This is a genomic window from Actinacidiphila polyblastidii, assembly GCF_036353415.1.
Classification (GTDB): Bacteria; Actinomycetota; Actinomycetes; order Streptomycetales; family Streptomycetaceae; genus Actinacidiphila; species Actinacidiphila polyblastidii.
In genome coordinates, this window is record NZ_JAZEWV010000024.1 from 60,978 (window position 1) to 81,902 (window position 20,925).

The following is a 20,925-nucleotide window of genomic DNA, read 5'->3' on the forward strand; positions in this document are numbered from 1 at the left end:
TGGTGAAACGTCGTGATGGCTGTGAGGCGTGATGGACGCGGCACTGACCACCGTCGCCGTCACCGCGGGCACGACGCTGGTCACCCTGACGGTCACCGCGGTGTGGCACCGGGGGCGCGCCGCGGCGAGGACGCTCGTGCGCCGTGTGCGCGGTGGCCGGAACCGGGCCGCCACCGCCACCGGCCTGCCGGCCGGACGGGAGCCCGCCGGACGCGGCGCCGATCCGGAATCCGCCGGGGAGCCGGGGCGGGAGGCCTCCGCGCGAGCCGGGCGCGAGCGATTCCGGACCGGCGGACCCCGGTCCGCCTTCAGGGACCACTCCCACGCGTTCGGCGATCCCTACGTCAACTCCGCCGCCCACGACACCGGCCTGTGGCAGGAGTCGGTCCGCACCCCCCGAGTGGAGAGCCCGCCGCGGGTCTTCCGCGGCCGCGAGGAGATCAGGTCCCTCCTCGTCGCCGCCGCGCACCGGCCAGGCCCCCCGCACGTGCTGTACGGGATGGGCGGCAGCGGCAAGACCGCGCTGGCCGCTGAGGTCTTCCGTGCCGCCGAGTCCGCCGGCCTGACCGCCCTGTGGGTGGTCGCCGCCGACCGCACCGGGCTGCGGCGCGGCATGCTCGCCGTGGCCGCCGAACTCGGCGCCGACCCGGTCGACGTGCAGGCCGCCCACGCCGGCCGGCTCGCGGCGGCCGACCTGGTCTGGCGGCAGCTCGCCCGCTCGCGGGACTGGCTGCTGGTCATCGACAAGGCCGACAACCCCGAACTCCTCGACGGCTGGCTGCGCGCCGGCCGCACCGGCGTCGTACTCGTCACCACCCGCCGGGCACGCGCCCCGCAGTGGCAGTACGCGACGCTGCACCACCTCGACGTGCTGTCCCCGGCGGAGGCGGCCCGCGTCATCACGGACTTCGCCCCCGGACGCGGGACCCGCCAGGACGCGCTGGACCTGGCGAACCGCCTCGGCCGCCTCCCCCTCGCGCTGAGGCTCGCCGGCAGCTATCTGGAGCGCCAGGCGCTGGAGTCGTGGTCGCTGAACGACTACCGGGCCCGGTTCGAACGCGACGGCACCCTGCTGGCCGACCAGGGCGCGGAACTCCCCTTCGTCGAGGACGCCGGGGCCACCGCCACCGAGGGGGACCTGCGCCAGCGGCTGTCCTGGACCTGGCAGATCACCCTCGACGACCTGGACGTCCGGGGACTGCCGGAAGCCACCACGCTCATGCGCCTGCTGTCCTGCTGGAGCCCCACCCCGGTGCCCCGCGCCGTCCTGTCGGACCACCCGCCGCTGCCCGGCGCGGAACCCGCGAGCGGACAGCGGATGGGAGTGCGCTTCTGGAACCGGGCCGAGACGGCCCTGCGCGCGCTGATCGACAACTCCCTGGTCTCGGCGCACTCCTACGCGGGGCCCTCGCCGGACGCCGGACCGACGCCCTGCCTCCAGGTCCACGGCCTGGTGCTGGAGAGCGTCCACGCCGGCATCGAGCCCGAGGAGCGCCCCGGGTACCTGGACACCGCCATCCGGCTGCTCGACGCCGCCCTCCCCGCCGATGCCTCGCCCGACCACGTCACCCGGCTGCGGCTGCTCGTCCCGCACACCGCCGCGGTGCTGCACCACACCGGCCCCCAGACGTGCGCGCAGGCCGCCGCGCTCGGCATACGGACCGCCCAACTCGTCTGCGAGGCCGGTGACTACCGGGCCGCGGTCGAACTCGCCACGCTGACCGGCGACATATCGCAGCGCCTCCAGGGCCCCGACCACCACGACACCATGACGGCACGCCACCACCAGGGGGACTACCTCCGCCGGCTCGGCTCCTACCACGAGGCCGAACAGGTCCTGCGCCGCGTGCACACCCGGCGCGCGGCCACCCTGGGAGCGCGCCACCGCGAGTCCCTGGAAACCGCGGCGGCGCTCAGCATGACGCTCTACCTGCTGGGCCGGCCCGAGGAGTCCCTGAGCTGGATCCAGCGGGCCATCGACGGCCAGCGCCGCACGCTCGGCAACGACCACGTCGAAACCCTCCGGAGCCGCGCCTACGCCCTGGAGTTCCTCGCCCACTCCGGCCACACGCAGACCTTCCTGCACGACGGCCCCGCGACCATCGCCGACGCCGAACGCAGCCTGGGCGCCGACCACGTGGTCACCGCCATCGCCTACAGCAACTACGCGTACGGCCTGCTGCGCACCGACACCCCCGAGGACGTCAAGGTCGCCGCCGCGGAACGCGCCCTCCAGGCGCGCGTCCACCTCTACGGCAGCGGGCACCCGCTCGTCCACTCCGCGAAACTCGTCCTCAGCTGGGCCAGGTCGCTGTCCGGCGAACACGCCTCCGCGCTCGCCCTCATGCGGGAGGCGGTGGACGGGCGCGAACGCGTACTCGGCGCTTCGCACCCGCTGACCATCAAAGCCCGCGTGCTCTACGCCGAGCGGCTCGCCGAAGCGGGTCACCCCGGCCGGGCGGCGCGGCTGTTGCGGGAGAACCTCCCCCCGGCCGAGGCCATCTACGGCCCCCACGACCTGGACGTGGAACGCGCCACCCGGCTGCAGAGCCGCCTCGCGGCGCAGTGAGACGCCGCGGCCGGCGAGTCCCCACCCCCGCCTCCCGTGGGCCGCGCCGCCGCCGCGCGGCTCAGGGCAGCGGCGCGTCCATGGTGTTGCTGGTGCACGGGCAGGGATAGGGCCACCGGCTGTCGAGGGCGTCGGGGCAGCCGCTCCACTGGCCGGGCCGGCACAATCCGTCCACGCAGCACGAGCAGTTCGCGCACACGCGCACCTGCGCCGCCGTCAACGGCTCCGCCAACCAGCCGTCGTCCCGGGGGCTTTCGCCCACCGGCCGCGGGTGGAGCCGTTCCTCGACCAAGAGCCCGGCACTGCTGTCCAGCACGAACATTCCTCCTTTAACGGTGAATCCTTCGTCAATCAGGGCATAGTTGACCATGTGACGCGATACATGCACAAGCCTCCACTCCACGCACGGCCCTGCCGCGCCACCGCTGCCGACTTTCAGGAACCGCAGGCGGACGCGGGCGCCGAGCCGGGGGCGTAGCGGGCCCGTTCCGCCGCGGTGAGCTGCCGGTCGACCGCCGCGCACAGCAGGGCGACGGCCTGCGCGGGGCCGGGCAGCGCCAGGCGGCGCCAGGTGACGACTCCGTCGTCGCCGGCGGTGGCGAGCGCGCGCCCGTCGGGCGCGATGTCCACCGAGGTGACCGGCGCCGTGCCGGGTTGCAGCGTCTGTCTGACGAAGTGCCCTGCCAGATCCCAGAGTTGGACGCTCGCGTCGGTGCGGCCCACGGCGAGCGTGCGGCCGTCAGGGGCGAAGTCCAGCGCCGTCACGCGCGAGGTGCCCTCGTTCAGGGTCTGCCGTACCCGCCGCCCGGCCACGTCCCACACCTCGATGCTGCCGTCGAAGGAGCCGGTGGCCAGGGTGCGGCCGTCGGGAGCGAAGCTCAGCGCGGGAGGCGCGTTCGCGTCCGGCGGCGAACGCCCGTACCCGCGCACCTCCCCTCGCCACCACCCCTGTCGTCACCGGGCGGAAACCCCGGCGCCACCACAGGGCAACCCTGACGTCCCGTCACCTGTCTGGTGAGTACGAGCCCTTGCGGGCCGGTGCACCCACAGGAGGGGGAAAGTCGATGGGAGACCCGAGAGGGATCGGATCGCGGCGGCGGCGGGCCGCCCTGGGGGCGGCGCTGGCGTGCGCCGCGTGGGGGATCGCGGCGGGGGCGGGCGGGGCGTCGCCCGCGCACGCGGCGGCGTCGGCGCTCACGCTGGACGTGACGCCCACGCTCTACGTGGAGGCGCAGGCCGGCGACGGGGGGTTCACGTCGACGCTGAACATCGGGATCGGCGTGGTGGGCGACGCCGCGGACGGGCCGCGGCACCTGGTCGTCGACGCGTCGGCCCTCGCGGGCAAGGTGCTGATGACCGACGTCGACACCCGGGACGGCTGCAGCGCCGCGGAGTTGGTGGTCACCTGCGACCTCGACCCCGCGGTCGTCCAGCTCAGCCCCTTCCACCTGCTGGCGACGCACAACGCGGACGCCCAGTTCGAGGCCGACGTGCCGGTGACCGCGTCCACCGCAGGCGCCGCGGACGCGACAGCCCACGTACGGGCGGTGATCGGGACGCCGGGACTGCTCACCGCGGTGCTGCCCGAGCGCACAGGAGTGCCGCCCGGCACCGTCCTGCCCTTCTCCCCGGTCATCGGCAACACCGGTGACGCGAGCCCCCGGCACGGGTTCGTCCTGCACTTCCGGACCTCCGACCCCACCGGGACGCCTCCGGACGACCAGGCGTTCACGCCGGCCGGCGACCGGCCGGACAACTGCCACTACGCGCCCGCGCCGCGCGACGACTTCTGGTGCGCCTTCCCCGACGAGATCGCCCCGGGCCAGGTGTGGACCACCGACCGGCCGCTCGCGTACCGCACCCGCGCGCCGCTGATGGACGGCTACATCACCTACGACATCAGGCCGGCCGCCAGCGTCCAGCCGTCGCAGGACTTCGACCCGGCGCACTACGTGACCGGCGACGGCCCGCCACTGGCACTGCGTCAGACCGGCGCCCAGGAGACCGAGCTGGACGCCGGCTGGCTGCACGTCGTGGCCGACCAGCACGCCGACTACCAGGCGATCGGCGGCACGCTGCACGGCAAGAGGGGCGACGTCGTCCGTCTGGACCTGGGCGTCCGCAACGCCGGTCCCGGCAGCCTCACCCAGAGCGGCGCGGACGGCGCCTTCGACGTGACCCTGCCCGCAGGCGTCAGCCTGGTCAGGACCGAGCGGGTGGCCCCGCAGCCGCCCGGCACCTCGCCGGGCCCCGACCCGCTGTGCGTGCTGCGGCCCAACGGCGTCCACCGCTGCGTGATGCGCGAACCCCTCACCGTGCACGCCCGGTTCGTGCTGCGCTTCTCCCTGCGGATCGACCGGCTCGTCCCCGCCACGGCCAAGGGGGCGGTGGGCAGTGTGCGCGTCGTCCCCTCCGTCCAGGCGCCCACGCACGACCAGCACCCGGCGAACGACGTCGCGCCGCTCACCGTCGCCAGGCCGGGAGCCGCCGCGACCGGCGGCGCCGGCACATCCGGCGGGTCCTCGTCCACGGGCGGCCTCGCCCCCGACGGCGCGCTCGCCGCCACGGGCCCCGGCACCGCCCTGCCGGCGGCCGGCGCGGCCGCGATCCTGCTCCTCACCGGCACGGCCGCGGTGCTCGCACGCCGTCGCAGGGCCGCCTGACCCGCCCCCGCGCCTCCCGCGGCCGCCCAGCCGCAGGAGGCGCGGGCCTTCGACGCGCGGGTGAGGTCGGTGTCAGTGCTCCTCCGGTCGGCGCACACCGGGCCAGTCCAGCAGCAGCTGCTCCCGGCGGGGGAGCTTGGAGACGATGAGGTCGTAGGAGTCCTCGACCATCTCGTGGACGAGAGCGTCGGGCAGCGAACCGTCCAGGCGCACGCTGTTCCAGTGCCGTTTGTTGAGGTGCCAGCCCGCGGTGATCTCCGGATGCGCAGCGCGCCGCTGCACGGCGACCTCGGGATCGCATTTCAGGCTCACCGTCAGCGGGTCGGCGTCGAGGGTGCAGATCGCGAAGATCTTCCCGCCGACCTTGAAGACGGAGGTCTCCGCGGTGAACGGGAAGGTCTCGGCGGCACCGTTCAGTCCCAGGCATACGGCTTTGAGCGCGTCGGGTGTCATGCAGGCCAGTGTGCCGTGCGGCACCGGCGGGGAGCCGTAGCGGGGGACACGTGCTCGCGCCGGACGGCGGGCGGCGGACCCACGAGGCGGCGGACCCACGAGGCAGCGGACACACGAGGTAGCGTGTCCGGGATGCGCCTGCCGACCCCGTCCGAGATCCGCGCCCTGCACGCACGGCACGCCCCCTCGGCCGAGATGCTCGACCTCGTCCACACCCACTGCGTGATCGTCGCGACGATCGCGGACCGGCTCCTGGAGGCGTCCGGCGCGGACGCCGACCGCGACCTGGTGCGGACCGGATGCCTCCTGCACGACATCGGCGTCTACCGCCTCTACGACGCGGCAGGCCGCCGGGTCCACGACAGCTACCTGCTGCACGGCGTGCTCGGCCACGAACTGCTCGCCGGCGCGGGCCTGCCCGACGTGCTGTCCCGGTTCTGCTCCCGCCACACCGGCGTGGGCCTCACCCGCGACGACATCCGCACCCAGCACCTCCCGCTGCCGCCCGACGACTACGTCGCCGTCACGACGGAGGAGCGGCTGGTCATGTACGCCGACAAGTTCTACAGCAAGAGCACGCCCCCGCGCTTCCTGACCGCGGACGCCTACGCGGTCCACGTCCGCCGCTTCGGCGAGCAGAAGGCGGCCGCCTTCGCCGCGCTGCGCGCCGAGTTCGGCGAGCCCGACCTGAGCGACCTGGCGCACACCCACGGCCACACCCTCCAGACGGCTCCCCCGCCCCCGCGGTCGCCACGGCCGCGCGAGCACTGAGCACCTCGCCGCACCTCCTCCCCGTCGCCTCCCAGGCGAGCCGTTCCCGGGTCTAGCCTGGCTCTGTGACGCATGCGAGCACGGTGGTGCTGATGTGTGGTCTGCCGGGAGCGGGCAAGACCACCTACGCGATGGGCCTGGTGGGACGGGGCTACGCTCGGCTGTCGATCGACGAGGCGGTCTGGCGGCGGCTCGGGCGGCGTGACGCGGGCCTGGTGCTGGAGGCCGAGGCGTTCGACCGGCTCAAGGAGGAGGTCCGCCGCGAGCAGCGGCGGGAACTGGTCGAGCTGATGTCGGCCGGGCGCGACGTGGTGGTGGACTACAGCTTCTGGAGTCGCGCCGCCCGCGACGACTACAAGGCACTGGTCGAAAGCCACGGCTGCCGCTGGGAGCTGGTCCACCTCACGGCGGACCGCAGCACGCTGGAGCGTCGCCTCGGGCGGCGCAACAGCGTGGAGGGCGCCAACTCCGTCACCGTGGACGAGACGCTTTTCCACCGCTACCTGGCCATCTTCGAGGCCCCGAACGGCGAGGGCGAACAGGTCGTCGTGCAGTCCTCCACCTGAGGACCCGAAACTGCCTGCGGCCCCGGACAGCGCCGTCCCGCCCGCCGCGGCCGGCACCCTCGCGAGGGTGCACGGGCTGCGCCGGGCGGGCGCGGGCCGCGGGGCGGGGGAGGCCGGGGGAGCGCCGCGCCGCGGCTGCTTTCCCGGCGCTCCGCCGCCCCGCGGTCACCAGCCGGAGGTGAGCTTGACGGCGCTGCCGAAGGTGGTGTCGCCGTGGCCGGCCCACATGTCCAGGTCGCCGGTGGTGTTCCTGCGCGCGATGATGTCGGCCTTGCCGTTGCCGTCGAAGTCGGCGGCCACGGTCTGGGAGAAGTCCCAGCCGGTGGTGACCTGGGTGGCGGCGTTGAAGTAGCCGCCGGCGTTGTGCGTCCACATCTTCAGGTTCCCCGCGGCGTCGCGGGCGATGATGTCGGCCTGGCCGTCGCCGTTGAAGTCGGCGGCGGCGGTCTGGGTGAAGTCCCAGCCGGTGGAGAGCTGCGCCGCCGCGCCGAAGGTGCCGTCACCGTGGCCGGCCCAGATCTTGAGGTTGCCGGAGCTGTCACGGGCGATGATGTCGGCCTTGCCGTTGCCGTCGAAGTCCGCCACCGCCGTCTGGGTGAAGTCCCAGCCCGACGTGACCTGCTGGGCCGCGCCGAAGGTGCCGTCACCGTGGCCCAGCCACATCTTGAGGTTGCCGGACCCGTCGCGGGCGATGATGTCCGCCTTGCCGTCGCTGTTGAAGTCGGCGGCCGCGGTCTGGCTGAACGGGCGCCATCCGCCGGTGACCGTCACGGCGGCGCCGAACGTGCCGCCGGTGTTGCGCAGCCACAACTGCAGTGCGCCGGTGGCGTCGTTGCGGGCGAGGAGGTCCGACAGGCCGTCGCCGTTGACGTCCGCGGCGGCGGTCTGCGACATGTTCGTCGCCGGGCCGTCGGCGGCGGCCGCGAGGGTGTCGGCGAGCTTCGCGCAGCCGACCTCGTTGAAGTGCAGGTGGTCGTCGGGCGCGTCGAAGTAGGCCGGGAGCAGCCGGTCGGGCATGTCGGGATCCCGGGTGGCCAGGTCGAAGTCGATGTGGGCGTCCGCGTCCGCGGTGGTCCTGACGTAGGCGTTGACCTGCTGCCGCACGGTGTCCTTCGCGTCCGTGTAGGCGGAGTAGCCCCCGAACGGCGGGATCGTCGCGATCACCACGCGGATGCCCCGCGCGCGGGCCTGCTGCGCGATGCTGCTGATGCCCGCCTCGACAGCGGTGGCGGAGGAACCGGAGAGCGCGATGTCGTTGACGCCCTCGTACAGCACCAGGGTGTGGACGTCGGTCTGGCCGAAGACGTCGCGGTCCAGCCGGTGCAGGGCGCTCGGGCCGTTCTCGGTGGTGGTGTCCGTCAGCAGGTAGTTGCCCGAGATCCCCTCGTTGACGACTCCGGTCACCTGGCCCTTGCTGTTGACGTCCTGCGCGTAGTAGTCGGGCCAGCGCTGGTCGCGGTTCGCCGGCGAGTGGGCGCCGTCGGTCTGCGAGTCGCCCAGCGCGACCGTGGTGCCGATGTCACTGGAGGTCGCCACGTCCACCCCGCTGAGGATCGTCCAGAAGGTGAAGCCGTTGCCGGGGAAGCTGCCGGTGTCCATGGTGTGGTCGCCGCCCAGCCGGCTGGTGGTGTACGACGTGGTGAGCGCGTGCGGGTGGATGGGCGCGTGGGTCACCGGGCCGGGCAGATACACGCTGACCAGCAGGTTCTTTCCCGCGGTCACCGGGAACGCCACCGGGTCGCTGTAGACGTCGGCCCCGGCGGCGAGCGTGGTGCTCTGGGCGCCGCCGAAGGTCAGCGGCACCGGGGTCTGCACCGCCGTCGCGTCGGCCTGCTGCGTGTCGCTGTTCGCCTGCGTCGCCACGGTCACGTGGCCGAGCTCCAGCGGGTCGGGGCTGAAGGTGTTCGCGAACCGGAAACGGGCCGTGCCGCCGGTGGTGTTGGGGTGGACCACCATCCTCAGGGTCTGCCGGGACCAGTCGGGTGACTGCGGCACCAGCGGCGCGGCGCCGTACGCCGTGGCCCAACTGCCGGCCCAGAACTGCCCGGCGGGTGCGGCGGCGGCAGCGCGCACGGCGATGTCGAAGACGTGCAGCTCGGGGCTGCTGGCGCCGGTGGTGCTTGTGGCGCCGGTCGTCGGGAGCGTGACGGCGGCGACCGTCCTGGTCCGGTCGAGCGGCACGGTGACCGCGGACAGCCGGCCGCTGCCGGCCGGCTGCCCCGCGGAGTCGAGGTGGTGCGGCACGGCCACGGCGGTGTTCGCGTCGGCCGTTCCCGACCAGTCGTCCACGGCAAGCGTGTAGCGGGAGGTGGTCCCGTCGGTGTAGGTGATCGTGCCGGCCGCGGAGACCGGCCCGTCGTCGGCGGCGGCGAGGAACCCGAGGGCGTCGCCCGAGCCGCGGACCGCGACGGTCTGGCCGGCGGCCACGACGTTGTCCGGCGCGCCGGGGGGCACGTCGGCGAGGGTGTAGGGGGTGCCGTTGACGGAGACCGTGGCGCCCCGGGACCAGCCGGCCCGGTCCAGGTCCGCGGCCAGGAAGCCGCCGCCTCCGGCGCCGGTGGAGGCGCCGCTCGCGGCGGCGCGGGTGGCGGTCGCGCTGCCGCTGTGCACGGCGACGTCGTCGAAGGCCGCGGTGAGGCTGCTGTAGGGGGTGGTGGCGCGGGCGGGTGCGGAGCCCGCTGCCACCAGTCCGCCGGCCAGGGCGCAGACGGCCATGGCCGCGGCTCCCGTCCGGAAGCGGTGGAGTGCGTGGTACATCGGACGATCCTTCGTTCGTGGCGGAGCCGGACAGGTGCGGAACGGGGCATGCCGGAGTCCGGACGGGGCAGAGCCGGACGCCCGGGGTTGTCGGCCGCCGCCGCCCGGGGGTGCCGGGCGGCGGCGGTGGTGGGGACGGGGTGGGGCGGGGTTACCAGCCGGAGGTGAGCTTGACGGCGCTGCCGAAGGTGGTGTCGCCGTGGCCGGCCCAGATGTTGAGGTTGCCGGTGGAGTCGTCGCGGGCGATGATGTCGGCCTTGCCGTTGCCGTCGTAGTCGGCGACCGAGGTCTGGGAGAAGTTCCAGCCGGCGGTGACCTGGGTGGCGGCGTTGAAGTAGCCGCCGGCGTTGTGCGTCCACATCTTCAGGTTCCCCGCGGCGTCGCGGGCGATGATGTCGGCCTGGCCGTCGCCGTTGAAGTCGGCGGCGGCGGTCTGGGTGAAGTCCCAGCCGGTGGAGAGCTGCGCCGCCGCGCCGAAGGTGCCGTCACCGTGGCCGGCCCAGATCTTGAGGTTGCCGGAGCTGTCGCGGGCGATGATGTCGGCCTTGCCGTTGCCGTCGAAGTCCGCCACCGCCGTCTGGGTGAAGTCCCAGCCCGCGGTGACCTGCTGGGCCGCGCCGAAGGTGCCGTCACCGTGGCCCAGCCACATCTTGAGGTTGCCGGAGCCGTCGCGGGCGATGATGTCCGCCTTGCCGTCGCCGTTGAAGTCGGCGGCCGCGGTCTGCGTGAAGTCCCAGCCGGTGGTGACCTGATGGGAGGCGTTGAAGTAGCCGCCGGAGTTGTGCGTCCACATCAGCAGGTTGCCCGCGGCGTCCCGGGCGATGATGTCCGCCTGGCCGTCACCGTTGAAGTCCGCCGACGTCGTCTGCGAGTAGTTCAGGGTGACGTCGTCCGCCGCCTTGTCGTACTTCAGCGCCTGGTAGTTGCCGACCGGCCAGCCCGCGAGGGTGGAGGCGTCGAAGTCGCCGCTGAACTTGTTCGTCACGACGCTCGGGTTGCTCTCGGCGTAGTAGGTGAAGGTGTTGGCGGACTTGTCCTGCCAGCCGCCGAAGAGCACCACGTGTCCGTCGGAGATGTCGTTCAGGGCGTCGCCGGCCTGGGCGCTCGACTTGCTGATCGCGGTGGAGACGTCGGGCAGGCTCTGGGTGGTGTAGGAGCCGAGCCCGTCGGCGGTGGTGTGCCAGGCCATCGAGACGTAGCCGGAGCAGTCCTCCCGGTACGGCGTGCCCTGCGGATCGGAGTGGGTGGCCGACTGGCTGTACGGCACGCCCTGGTCGACCCAGGTCTGGGCACGGGAGATGATCTCGCTGCGGGTGATCGTGCCGCCCTGGCTGGAGGCGGCCTGGGCGGAGGTGGGTGCGAGAGCGACAGCGGACAGGCCGGCGGCCAGGAGCGCGGTGACGCAGCGCACGACGAGGGGGCGGTTGAGCGACATGGAATACTCCAAAGTGGTGTAATTCGTACGTGGATTGAGGTGCGCCGGATCGGCTCGGCCGTTCCGGAGGTCACGTCGTCCGGTCGGGCCGGATGCGGCCGGGCCGGAACAGGTCCGCGGACCTGTGGTGTTGGTGGTACGGGCGGGTGCGGTCGCGGAGCGGTCGCAGTGCCGGCGGTGCCACCGGTGGTGCCGCGGGTGCGGCGGTTGCGGTCGGCGACCGATGCCGGGTCAGTTCGCCGGCAGCTTGCCGGCGAGGCTCCGGAGCACGTCCGGGTCTGCGCTGGTGTCGTAGGGCGGCGCGGCCCTCTTCGCCCACTCGTCGACGTGCAGCAGGGTGAGGACGCAGCCGCGCTGCACGGCGTAGACGTGGTTGGTCTGGACGCCGTCGGCGGAGATCCCCTGGACTCCGGTCCAGTGCCGGGACCAGGCCGTCCCGTCGGCTGTGCTGGCGGTCACCGCCACCGTCGCGTCGGGCGTCACGCCGTACGTCGCCTGGTAGTCACGGGTGCGCCGACTGCAGTCGCGCATGTCGGAGAGCAGCTTGGCATAGGCGCTGTGCGCGGCGGCCGGTGTCGCGAAGGACAGCGCGTCCTGGACCGCCGGGGTCTGCTGGGCGCTGACGAATCCCTGCTGGCGCCAGGCGGTCGCGCCGGCGATCGACGCGCACTCGTTGAGGGTGAAGTCCCCTGTCAGGGGGAGCATGTGCGGCTCCGTCATGACCTGCCACCGGCGGGTGCCGTCGGCGGGGATCTGCGCGGGTGCGAGTTGCGTCGCGGCCAGCGCCCGCGCCCCGCCGGGGGAGGACGCCGCCCGGCTCGGCGACGCGGACGGCGACGGTGGGGACGTGGACGTCGGGGACGTGGGGGTGGGGGCCGGTGCGGCCCCGCCGGCAGGTCCGTCGGATACGCCGGCGGGGTCGGGAGTCGGAGCGGCACGGGGAGCGGTGCGCGCTCCCGCGGCCGGCGCGGCACCCGGCGCTCCGGCGGCGTCGGCCGCGGCCCCGCCACCGGTGTCACGCGCTGCCGCATACGCCGCACCGGACGCGAGAATTCCGGCGGTGATCACGGCGGATGCGGTGATCCGGATATGTCGTGTCCTTGCGCTGCGCGGCATGGCGGTACCTCCTTGGGATATCGGTGAAATGAGAGGAGAGGAAAAGCAGCGGCGGAAGACAATTCAGGAAGGAGCCGTTCTCGGATACTCCTACCGGTCGCCGGCCGACGACGGCGAATTCCCTCGGCGAAAGTTCCGCCAGGTCCGCCCCGCAGAAACGAGGAGGCGGAGGACACAGGGTGATGCTCCCTGAGCCGGCCTCGGGCCCGATGTGCCCAGAACCCCATCCGGCCTGCTGCAGGACCCGATCAGGTCGTACGAACGAGGCGCACCTTCACCGGGCGGTCGCGGCGGTGTCCGCGTCCGCGTTCGCGGCGCCCGAGCCCTCGGCGTGCGCCTGCGTCTGCATTCGCGCCACCGCCGGTGAAGCGTCGCGATCGGACACCATCGCCCCTACTCCTTTCCCTGTGGACCGCTCGGTGTCGGGCTTTCTGTGTCCCGTTTCCCTCTGCTCCTATCCTGCTGCCGCGAGCAGTCCCTGGGAAGAGTTGACGGCTGTCACCAAACGGCCTGGCACCATGCTGCCTTTCGCCCGGTGCACGCTGCCCAGGGCATGAAGGTGCTGGGAAAACCCTCGGCGCACGGGCCATCGCCCGAGGTCTTCAGAGCGATGCTCACCGCGCCCGGCCTCGGTCTATCCGTGGCTCGCGTTCAGCGCAGTTCCTCGGCCAGCCCGACGATGATGCCCTCCGGGCCGCGGACGTAGCAGAGCAGGTAGCTGTCCTCGTACCGGGCGATCTCGCCGAGGAGTTCCGCGCCGTGCGGGCGCAGGCGGGCTACGGTGTCCTCGAGGTCGTCCACGGCGAACATGACGCGGTGCGTGCCGAGGATGTTGTGCGGCCGGTCGCGCGGGTCGGCGCAGGTCGCCGCGGGACGGCGGTACTTCGCCAGCTCAAGCCGGCTGTGGCCGTCCGGGGTGCGGACCATCGCGATGTCACAGTGGACGCCGTCGAGGCCGGTGCACCGGTCGGCGACGAGGCCCTCGACCTCGGCCCTGCCCTCCAGCTCCATCCCGAGTTCCAGGAAGAACGCGACGGCGGCGTCCAGGTCCTCGACGACGATGCCGACGTTGTCCATCCGCACGATCGCCATGCTGCCTTCTCCTTCTGCCCGTGCGGCCGGCGGTGGCCGCTGCCGGCCCTGGGACGGAGCCGGTGGCCCGTTCTCGACCCCCCAGGACCCGCCGGGCCCGGGTCCCCGTCACCGGCCCCACCGTACCGACCAGGGTCCCCGGCGGCACCGCGACATGCCCTCGCCGCCTTGGCGTGTCACGTCGCGATGCCGCCCCTGCCTTCCCTGCCTCCCCTGCCGTCACGACGTGAGATAGCACGCCTTCGCCACGTTGGGCAGCGGGTCGCGGCCGAAGAGGTCGTTGGTGCAGGCGGTCGAGCCGGTGACCGTCCGGTAGACGAAGTCGCCGTCGGCGCCGTACGCGACCGTGCGGGTGCCGGCGACCGCGCAGGTGGCCTTCTCCGCCGCGCACGTCACCGGATACCCCTGCGGAGGGCCGGTGCGCGTGGAGCAGTTCTTGCCGACCAGGTAGATCGGGTCGACGCCGAGCGTCGAGGCGTCACACGTCGTCGACCCGTTAGAAGTGCCGTACCAGTACGAGCCGTTCGCGCCGAAGGCGACGGGCTGCACGCCGGTGGCGGCGCAGGCGTTGTGCTCGCTCGCGCACGCCGTCCAGCCGCCGCCCGCGGGCGGGCCGTCCGGCGCGGCGTAGCAGCCCTTGGCGGTGTTGTGGAGCGGGTCGCCGCCGAACACGTCGTTGGTGCACGCCACATGGCCTGCGGCGACGGTCTGGAAGTGGAAGGCGCCGTTCGCGCCGTAGGCGACCTCGCGGGTCCCGGAGACCGCGCACGAACCCTTCTCGTCGGCGCAGCGCGTCCAGCCGGCCGGGCCGCCCGCGGGCGCGAGATAGCAGGACTTCAGCACGCCGAACGCCGGGTCGCCACCGCCGAAGGCCGCCGCGCCGCAGACGGTCGCACCGCTCACCGCCTTGAACAGGTACGAGCCCGCGCCGTAGGCCAGCACCTGGGAGCCGGACGGCGTGCAACTGCCGCCCTCCGCCGCGCAGAGGCTGTAGCCGGGCGGCAGCGGGTTGCCGGCGGCCGCGCCGTTGACCGAGGTGGCGAACGGCGCCGGCGCGCCGACCGCGGTCGCGGTGACCGTGTGGGAGCCCGAGCCGATGCCGGTCAGCCGGACGTAACTGCCGTCCGTGGAGCCGCCGGTGACGCCGGGCGCGGAGTGGAAGGCGCCACCGCTCCACACCGTGCGGCCGTCGACCGCGACGGTGATTCCGGCCGAGCCGTAGGTGGGGACGCCGAGGGTGCCGGCGCTCCCGGCGGGCGCGCTGAGGGTCTCGGCGAGCGTCCCCGCGGCGGCGTCGTAGTCCCAGGCGCCGGTCACCGTGCCCTGCGGCAGCGTGATCGAGCCCTCGGCGTGGGCGAGGTCCCCCGGGTGCGGCGCGAAGGCGTAGCCGGCGCCGCCGGACGGCGCGAGGCCCAGGACCGAGAAGGTCAGCGCCGAGGTCGGGCCGGTGCCCCAGCCGTGCGCCAGGCTCATGTAGGTGCCGCCGTAGTCGAAGGACCCGTCGGAGCGCAGCCCCTCCCAGAAGGTGCTGCCGGTACCGGCCGGGCTGTCGAGCATGTACCCCCACTGACGCCGGATCAGGGTCAGCCCGCCCAGGTCGTCGTCCGCGGTGAAGTGCGCCTGTACCTCCATCGAACCGGGGAAGGTGCCGATCGCGCCGTCCTTCTCGGGGGTGTTGGCGCCGTGGTCGTTCCACCGCGCGCTCAGCGCACGGGAGATGGCCGCGTCCTTGGCCGCGCTGTCGGTCAACCCGTACCAGGCGGCGAGGGAGTTGCCGTCCTGCGGGTACAGGCCGCTGCTCGGGTTGTCGCGGTAGAGGCCGATCGAGGCGTTCCACAGCCGCTGGTTCGCCGCCGACTTGAGGGCCGCGGCGCGCTGCTGCCAGGCGGCGGCGTCGGCGCTGTCGCCCTCGGCGGACGCCAGGACCGCGCCGCCCAGCAGTGCGTGGTAGAGCAGGGCGTTGGCCTCGATGTTCTCCCCGCCCTGGCCGCCGCGCGCCCAGTCGCTGGTCCCGGTGACGTCGAGCAGCCCGGTGCCGTCGATCTTCGCGGTGATGAAGTCCATGCCCCGGCGGTACTGGCTCCAGACCGAGTCCAGCCACGCCTTGTCGGAGGAGTACGCGTAGTACGTCGAGGTCCCGATCAGCGCCCAGGTGTGGTAGGTGTCCGAGCCGTAGAAGTTGAACTCCGGCCCGCCGTACTCCAGTTCGCCGGACGCGCTCTGGTGCTGGTAGAGCGTGGCGAGCGAGTTGCGGGTGGAGAGCAGGTCGCCGGTGGAGACGTACGCGGTGGGCAGGGACACACCCATGTCGCCCGACCACACCGAGCGGTCCCGCTTCGCCCCGTCGACCAGGAGGCTGGAGCCGACGCCGACCACGCCGTTGTTCTCCCAGCCGGAGGACGGCGCGGGCCACACCCGGCCCTGCTGGGGGTCGATGGTGTCCATCTGCACGGTGTAGGCGCCCGCGTACCAGATCCGGTTCAGCTCCGGGTCGCTGGAGTAGAAGTAGTTGGCGTACGCGCGCATGTCGCCCATCCCGGCGGCGCCGGTGAAGGAGAGCGAGACGCCGTTGACGTCGACCCAGCCGGAGGAGCCGAGGAAGAGCGTCAAGTAGCGGAAGCCGCCGCGCAGTTTGTCGGCGGGCATGGTGTACGTGCCGGCGCCGCCGACCGTTGCGTACAGCGCGCCGTCGGTGCCGGTCCCGGAGAACGCGGCGCCGCTGCTGAGGTCGCTGACCGGTCCGACGTACTGCGCGGACTCGGTGAACGCCAGGCCGACCCGCTGCCCGGCGCCGCTCGCGCCCGCGAAGCGCAGCGTGACCAGGCCGCCGACCTCCTTGCCGAAGTCCAGCACCAGGTACGAGTTCGCGCCGGAGATCCGGGTGGAGCCGCCGGACAGGACGCTCGACGCCCCGCTCACCGAGCCCGAGGTGCTCTGCACCGCGACCGGCGCGACCGTCCGGCTGCTCGGCGCGAGGATGTACGCGTCGCCCGCGGACCGCCCCGACGGCGCCCCGGCGGCGGCCGGCACGGCTGACGCGACGGACGTCGGCGACGCCAGGCAGAGGGCCGCCGCCACCGCGGTGACCATCGAAACGATCCAGGTGCGGTGCCCGCGACGCGGAACCCGCGGTGGTACGGATGAGCGGAATACGTTCACAGCGCGACACTCCTTGGGGGCGGAGGGCACATCGGGTGAATTGGAACGATTCAGTCCAGCGGTACGTACGTGACCGTAGGAGAGGATGTGACGCGCGTCAAGAGCAGGGGCGTACCGGCCCGTCCCACCCGCGGGCAGACGGCACCGGGCCGGCCCAGGGACGGCGGGCACCGGCCCGCGGACGGCGGGCGCCGGAGCGCGGCCGGAGCGGCGTCGGCCGTGCGGTGCCGACGCCGTCGGCGGCACCGCACGGCCGGGAGGCCGCCGTCAGGTGGTCTCGGTGCCGGGCGCGGGCCCGGCCGAGGCGGCCGTCGTCGCCTTGGCCATCAGCCAGGACAGCGTCCAGACGCCGGGGCCCGTGATGGCCAGCAGCAGGAAGGTCCAGCAGAAGAGGACCGACAGCTCGCCGCCGTTCTGGATGGGCCATACGGCGTGCTTCTGATGCACCGTGAAGTACGCGTAGGCCATGGAGCCGGAGTTGAGCAGCGCCGCGACCCGGGTGCCGATCTCGCCGACGCCGAGGAACACGAGCACACCTCCGATGAGCTGGATGGCGCCGGCCCACCAGCCGGGCCACTGGCCGGCCGAAGGACGGTTGCCGTCGTCGCCGCCGAAGAGGCCGAGAACGGTCGCGGCGCCGTGGCAGGCGAACAGCAGACTGATCACCATGCGGAAGAGCGAGACCACGGACGGGTTCGCGTCTTCTAACTTCTTGCCGAGGTCGAGCAGGGGGGATGAGGACACGGGATTCTCCTGCGAATCGGTGGGGGGACTGGCTCGGGCGGTGGGACTACCGGCCGGGGACGCCTCTGTCCGCGGGTCACGGTCCGTGCCCCAGGGGATACGCGCGCGAAACCAGTGGTGTTCAAGAAGGCGGAAGTGAAATCCGGCCAACCTTGGGAGCCGGATCGCGCCGCGGGGCGCAGCCGGCCGGAACCGTCGCGGGGGAGTCACGGGAGAACGTGCCGCGGGTCGTCCCGCCCGCACCTTCGCCCTGCACACCGACGCCGACACCGACGCCGCTTGACGGCCGACGGACACGCCGCCGAGCCCGGCCGACAGCCACGGGTCACGGCCACAGCCTCGCGCCGAGAGCCGTCCGTACGCGCCCTGCCCGTACGCGCCGTGCCCGTCCGCGCGGTGCGGCGGCGTCGGCCGCGGCGGTCACACGCCGTCAGCCCAGGGCCGGTCGGGGTGGGTGGCGATGTGGGAGACCAGGGCGGCGAAGTCGGCCGTCCAGCGCTCGGCCGTGCTGTCCTTGAGCCGGTCGGGGGAGTACTCGAAGAGGCCGCGCAGGCCGCCGGAGGGCAGGTCCCACATGCCCCAGATGCAGAACCCGCCGCGATCCAGGGGAACATCCTGCCGCATGGTGACGTGCTCGACGTGCTCGGCGAACTGGATGTCCTCGTCCGCCACGGCGGGCCGGGCGTAGTTGAAGAGGAACAGCATGTTCTCCGGCTGTGCGCGCGGCCGCATGAACTCGGGGTTGTCGAGTTCGAGCACCCGGTTCGGCAGAGGGTTCCGCGACGCGTCCAGGCACGTCCCGCGCGCACGCAGCAGGACGTCGCGGTAGGTGACGCAGCCGCTCAGGTCCACCCGCAGCGGCAGTACGTCCGCGAAGAACCCCACGGTGTCGTGGAACTCCCGGTCGTCGCGGGCGGCCGTCTGGGTCATGAGCGCGGCGTCAGGAACCCCGGTGACGCGCGCGGCGAGCAGCGCCCCCGCCGCGACCAGCACGTGCCAGGGCGTGCTGCGCACGCTCCGAGCCATGGCGCGGACGGCGTCCATCACCTGCGGATCGAGGTCGAAGCCGGCGTTGCCGTACGCGCCCGCGCCCGGCGCGGCGCCGCCGACCTGATCGGCGGCCGGCGCGAAGACCTGGCCGCCGGCCAGCCGCGCGCTCCACAGGTCGCGTGCCTCCCGGGCCTTGTCCCCGGCCAGCCCGGCCTGCTGCTGCGCGGCGTACTCCCCGTACTGGCGGGCCGGGGGCAGCTCGGCGGCCTCGCCGCGTGCGTGGGCCCGGTAGCAGGCCGCCAGGTCGCGGCGCAGGAGCCCGGCGGACCACGCGTCGACCGCGAGGTGGGAGGAGAGGATCGTCAGCACCGCGTCCCGGTCGTCGAACCGGTGCAGCTCCGCCCTGAGCAGGGGGGTCAGCGTGCGCGGCATCGTCTGCGCGTGCAGCTTGACGAGGAGTTCCTCGGCGATGTCCTCCCGTGTCTCACCAGGACCGGGCACCAGGACGTGCTCGGTGAACGGCACGGGGGCGGGAGGCAGCACCGACTGGTACGCGGTGCCGTCGTCCTCGCACCCGCAGGCCAGCACCGTGCGCAGCGACTCGTGCCGGGACACCACGTCGTCCAGCGCGCTGCGCAGCGCCGAGGAGTCCACGGCGCCCCGGATCCTCAGCGCCATCGGCGCGATGAACTTCGACATGTCGAAGCCGTCCCGCTCGTTGTTACAGCACATCGTCAACTGCGCGGAGAGCGGGTACCGGGCGACTTCCTCGGCGTCTGGCATGCGGCAACGCCCCTTCCTCGTCCCTGTCGCGCGTCAGCGGCACGGCAGTCGGCGGCACGGACGGTCCGCCGCACGCGGGAAGCCCCCGCGAGTACGGACCGGATGCGCACCGAAGGCCGTGCTCGGGATACCGACGCTATGCGCCGTACGAGCCGCCGGACAGCTCCGAGGTTGCCGAGGTGGCCGAGCGCCGGCCGCCCGGCTGCGCACGTGGGGAGATGCCCGTCCGGCCGGGTGACCCTAGTTTTCCATCCAGCGGAGCGGTCACGGCACACCGGAGCGGAAGGACAGGACGCGCGGCGACCGCCCGCCCCGGCGAGACGCGTCGCCGCCCTGAGACGCCGGCGCTCGGACGACAGGAGGCAGGCTATGTCCGTACCCAGTCCTTTGACCTTCGTCAAGAGCCTCATCCCCGACGCCGGCGCGCCGCGCATGTACGTCACCTCGTCCTTCGTGAGTACCGTCGGCGGCGGCATCATGATGCCGATCAGCGTGCTGTACTTCACCAGGATCGTCGGCCTCTCCTCCGCCAGGGTCGGACTCGCCTTCACCGTGTCCAGCCTGGTCGCCATCCTCATGTCCGCACCGGCCGGCGCGCTCGCCGACCGCGTCGGCCCGCGCCGGGTGGTCATGGGATCGCTCACCGTCCTGGGCGCCTCCGGGCTCGCCTACCTGCTGGTCCACAACTTCTGGACCCTCCTGGCCGTCAACGCCGCCATGAACATCAGCTTCGCCGCCTACTTCCCCTCCGTCGGCGCCCTGCTGCGCCGGGTGGGCGGCGAGCAGACCGTCACCATCCGCTCGCAGTCCCGGGCGGTCGCCAACATCGGGGTGGCCCTGGGGTCCCTCGTCAGCGGCGTCGGCATCCAGATCGGCAGCGCCGCCGCGTACCACGTCCTCATCGTGCTGTTCGCCGGCGCGCAGTCGGCCGCGGTGCTCCTCCTGCTCAGGGTCCCCGACTACCGGCCGCTGCCCCGCCCGGCGAAGAATCCCCTCCCGGCGGACGGCGCCGGCCCGGTCCCGGTCACCGGCGCCGGCGAAGCGCCCGTCCCCAAGGGGCTCGCGCTGCGGGACGGGGCGTTCCTCGCCTACGCGCTCGTCGGGGGCGTGATGGCCGTCCAGGCGCTCATCCTGGAGATCATGATCCCGGTCTGGATCGTCGACCGCACCGATGCCCCGTCCTGGGCGGTCACCCTCGCCTTCGTCATCAACACCGCCCTGGTGGTGCTCCTCCAGGTCCGGCTCGGCGGCAGCGTCCAGACGCTCGCCGACGGGGGAGTGGCCCTGCGCCGCGCGGGCATCGCCGTGATGCTCGGCTGCGCCGCGCTCAGCGTGATGGCCGGGGTGCCGGCCTGGGCGGCCCTGCTCGTGCTCGTCGCCGGCATGGTGCTGCTCACCCTCGGAGAGATCTGGTACGCCTCCGGCACCTTCGCGTTCGAGTACGGCCTCCCGCCGGCGTACGCCCAGGGCCAGTACCAGGGAGTGTCCGGCACGGTGACCGGAGCGGCCCGCGCCGGCGCGCCGGTCCTGCTGCTCGGCGTCGTCCTCGGCTTCGGCAGCCTGGGCTGGCTCGGCCTCGGCGCGATCATGGTGCTGCTGGGACTCACCGGCCCCGCCCTGGCCCGCTTCGGCGCCCGCACCCGCCCGGCCGACACCGCCGACGGAACCGGCCTCCCGGCCTCCGCGACCGCGCCCGCCGCGAACTCACCCGTCGGCGACCCGGCCTGACGGGAGCGGCGGGGTCGCGACTCCCGCCGCGAGAGGCCCGACCGCCGAAGCCGCGGCGGCGGCGCGCGGCAGGCGTGGTTGACCCGAGGAACGGCCCAG

15 protein-coding genes are annotated in these 20,925 nt (G+C 73.4%); 5 read left to right on the plus strand and 10 right to left on the minus strand.

The annotated features are described in order from the left end of the window. Positions 1–31 precede the first annotated feature (31 nt). A complete protein-coding gene (locus V2S66_RS24250; protein WP_330798373.1) occupies positions 32–2,569 on the plus strand; it encodes a tetratricopeptide repeat protein in 2,538 nt (845 codons plus the stop codon). 61 nt (positions 2,570–2,630) lie between these two features. Here V2S66_RS24250 and V2S66_RS24255 read toward each other — a convergent pair whose 3' ends face one another. Next, entirely contained in the window at positions 2,631–2,885 is a 255-nt protein-coding gene (locus V2S66_RS24255) for a hypothetical protein (protein WP_330798375.1), read from the minus strand. Between the two features lie 119 nt (positions 2,886–3,004). After that, entirely contained in the window at positions 3,005–3,499 is a 495-nt protein-coding gene (locus tag V2S66_RS24260; protein WP_330798377.1) for a WD40 repeat domain-containing protein, read from the minus strand. Between the two features lie 134 nt (positions 3,500–3,633). Between V2S66_RS24260 and V2S66_RS24265 the strand changes: the two genes are divergently transcribed. Further along, a complete protein-coding gene (locus tag V2S66_RS24265; protein ID WP_330798379.1) occupies positions 3,634–5,232 on the plus strand; it encodes a hypothetical protein in 1,599 nt (532 codons plus the stop codon). A gap of 72 nt (positions 5,233–5,304) precedes the next feature. Here V2S66_RS24265 and V2S66_RS24270 read toward each other — a convergent pair whose 3' ends face one another. Then, positions 5,305–5,685 (minus strand): MmcQ/YjbR family DNA-binding protein, encoded by a 381-nt coding sequence (locus V2S66_RS24270; protein ID WP_330798380.1) that lies wholly within the window; start codon positions 5,683–5,685, stop codon positions 5,305–5,307. Positions 5,686–5,817: 132 nt separating this feature from the next. Between V2S66_RS24270 and V2S66_RS24275 the strand changes: the two genes are divergently transcribed. Together V2S66_RS24275 and V2S66_RS24280 are read left to right on the plus strand one after the other, a co-directional pair. Further along, a complete protein-coding gene (locus V2S66_RS24275; protein WP_330798382.1) occupies positions 5,818–6,456 on the plus strand; it encodes an HD domain-containing protein in 639 nt (212 codons plus the stop codon). Between the two features lie 65 nt (positions 6,457–6,521). Next, entirely contained in the window at positions 6,522–7,022 is a 501-nt protein-coding gene (locus V2S66_RS24280; protein WP_330798384.1) for a P-loop nucleotide/nucleoside kinase family protein, read from the plus strand. Positions 7,023–7,187: 165 nt separating this feature from the next. Here V2S66_RS24280 and V2S66_RS24285 read toward each other — a convergent pair whose 3' ends face one another. The 7 genes from V2S66_RS24285 to V2S66_RS24315 all read right to left on the minus strand — a co-directional run bounded on the left by V2S66_RS24285 (position 7,188) and on the right by V2S66_RS24315 (position 19,098). Further along, the gene (locus tag V2S66_RS24285) at positions 7,188–9,779 is read right to left on the minus strand and encodes an FG-GAP-like repeat-containing protein (protein ID WP_330798386.1); all 2,592 of its coding nucleotides are present in this window, start codon (positions 9,777–9,779) and stop codon (positions 7,188–7,190) included. A 151-nt stretch (positions 9,780–9,930) separates the two neighbouring features. Then, positions 9,931–11,214, minus strand: a complete 1,284-nt coding sequence (locus tag V2S66_RS24290; protein WP_330798388.1) for an FG-GAP repeat domain-containing protein — start codon at positions 11,212–11,214, stop codon at positions 9,931–9,933. A gap of 231 nt (positions 11,215–11,445) precedes the next feature. Beyond that, positions 11,446–11,919, minus strand: a complete 474-nt coding sequence (locus V2S66_RS24295) for a hypothetical protein (RefSeq protein WP_330798390.1) — start codon at positions 11,917–11,919, stop codon at positions 11,446–11,448. A gap of 1,062 nt (positions 11,920–12,981) precedes the next feature. Next, complete coding sequence (locus tag V2S66_RS24300; protein WP_330798392.1) at positions 12,982–13,422, minus strand: VOC family protein; 441 nt, start codon at positions 13,420–13,422, stop codon at positions 12,982–12,984. A gap of 219 nt (positions 13,423–13,641) precedes the next feature. After that, the gene (locus V2S66_RS24305) at positions 13,642–16,512 is read right to left on the minus strand and encodes an alpha-L-rhamnosidase-related protein (protein ID WP_330798393.1); all 2,871 of its coding nucleotides are present in this window, start codon (positions 16,510–16,512) and stop codon (positions 13,642–13,644) included. A 336-nt stretch (positions 16,513–16,848) separates the two neighbouring features. Beyond that, complete coding sequence (locus tag V2S66_RS24310; RefSeq protein ID WP_330798439.1) at positions 16,849–17,250, minus strand: DoxX family protein; 402 nt, start codon at positions 17,248–17,250, stop codon at positions 16,849–16,851. A 495-nt stretch (positions 17,251–17,745) separates the two neighbouring features. Beyond that, the gene (locus V2S66_RS24315) at positions 17,746–19,098 is read right to left on the minus strand and encodes a condensation domain-containing protein (protein WP_330798395.1); all 1,353 of its coding nucleotides are present in this window, start codon (positions 19,096–19,098) and stop codon (positions 17,746–17,748) included. A 369-nt stretch (positions 19,099–19,467) separates the two neighbouring features. Here V2S66_RS24315 and V2S66_RS24320 point away from each other — a divergent pair, with 369 nt between their 5' ends. Continuing rightward, complete coding sequence (locus V2S66_RS24320) at positions 19,468–20,826, plus strand: MFS transporter (RefSeq protein ID WP_330798397.1); 1,359 nt, start codon at positions 19,468–19,470, stop codon at positions 20,824–20,826. Positions 20,827–20,925: the final 99 nt, after the last annotated feature.

Coding starts and splice junctions, on each gene's coding strand:
- V2S66_RS24250 (WP_330798373.1), top strand. CDS start 32: ATGGACGCGGCACTGACCACCGTCGCCGTCACCGCGGGCACGACGCTG.
- V2S66_RS24265 (WP_330798379.1), top strand. CDS start 3,634: ATGGGAGACCCGAGAGGGATCGGATCGCGGCGGCGGCGGGCCGCCCTG.
- V2S66_RS24270 (WP_330798380.1), bottom strand. CDS start 5,685: ATGACACCCGACGCGCTCAAAGCCGTATGCCTGGGACTGAACGGTGCC.
- V2S66_RS24275 (WP_330798382.1), top strand. CDS start 5,818: ATGCGCCTGCCGACCCCGTCCGAGATCCGCGCCCTGCACGCACGGCAC.
- V2S66_RS24285 (WP_330798386.1), bottom strand. CDS start 9,779: ATGTACCACGCACTCCACCGCTTCCGGACGGGAGCCGCGGCCATGGCC.
- V2S66_RS24290 (WP_330798388.1), bottom strand. CDS start 11,214: ATGTCGCTCAACCGCCCCCTCGTCGTGCGCTGCGTCACCGCGCTCCTG.
- V2S66_RS24295 (WP_330798390.1), bottom strand. CDS start 11,919: ATGCTCCCCCTGACAGGGGACTTCACCCTCAACGAGTGCGCGTCGATC.
- V2S66_RS24300 (WP_330798392.1), bottom strand. CDS start 13,422: ATGGCGATCGTGCGGATGGACAACGTCGGCATCGTCGTCGAGGACCTG.
- V2S66_RS24305 (WP_330798393.1), bottom strand. CDS start 16,512: ATGGTCACCGCGGTGGCGGCGGCCCTCTGCCTGGCGTCGCCGACGTCC.
- V2S66_RS24310 (WP_330798439.1), bottom strand. CDS start 17,250: ATGGTGATCAGTCTGCTGTTCGCCTGCCACGGCGCCGCGACCGTTCTC.
- V2S66_RS24315 (WP_330798395.1), bottom strand. CDS start 19,098: ATGCCAGACGCCGAGGAAGTCGCCCGGTACCCGCTCTCCGCGCAGTTG.
- V2S66_RS24320 (WP_330798397.1), top strand. CDS start 19,468: ATGTCCGTACCCAGTCCTTTGACCTTCGTCAAGAGCCTCATCCCCGAC.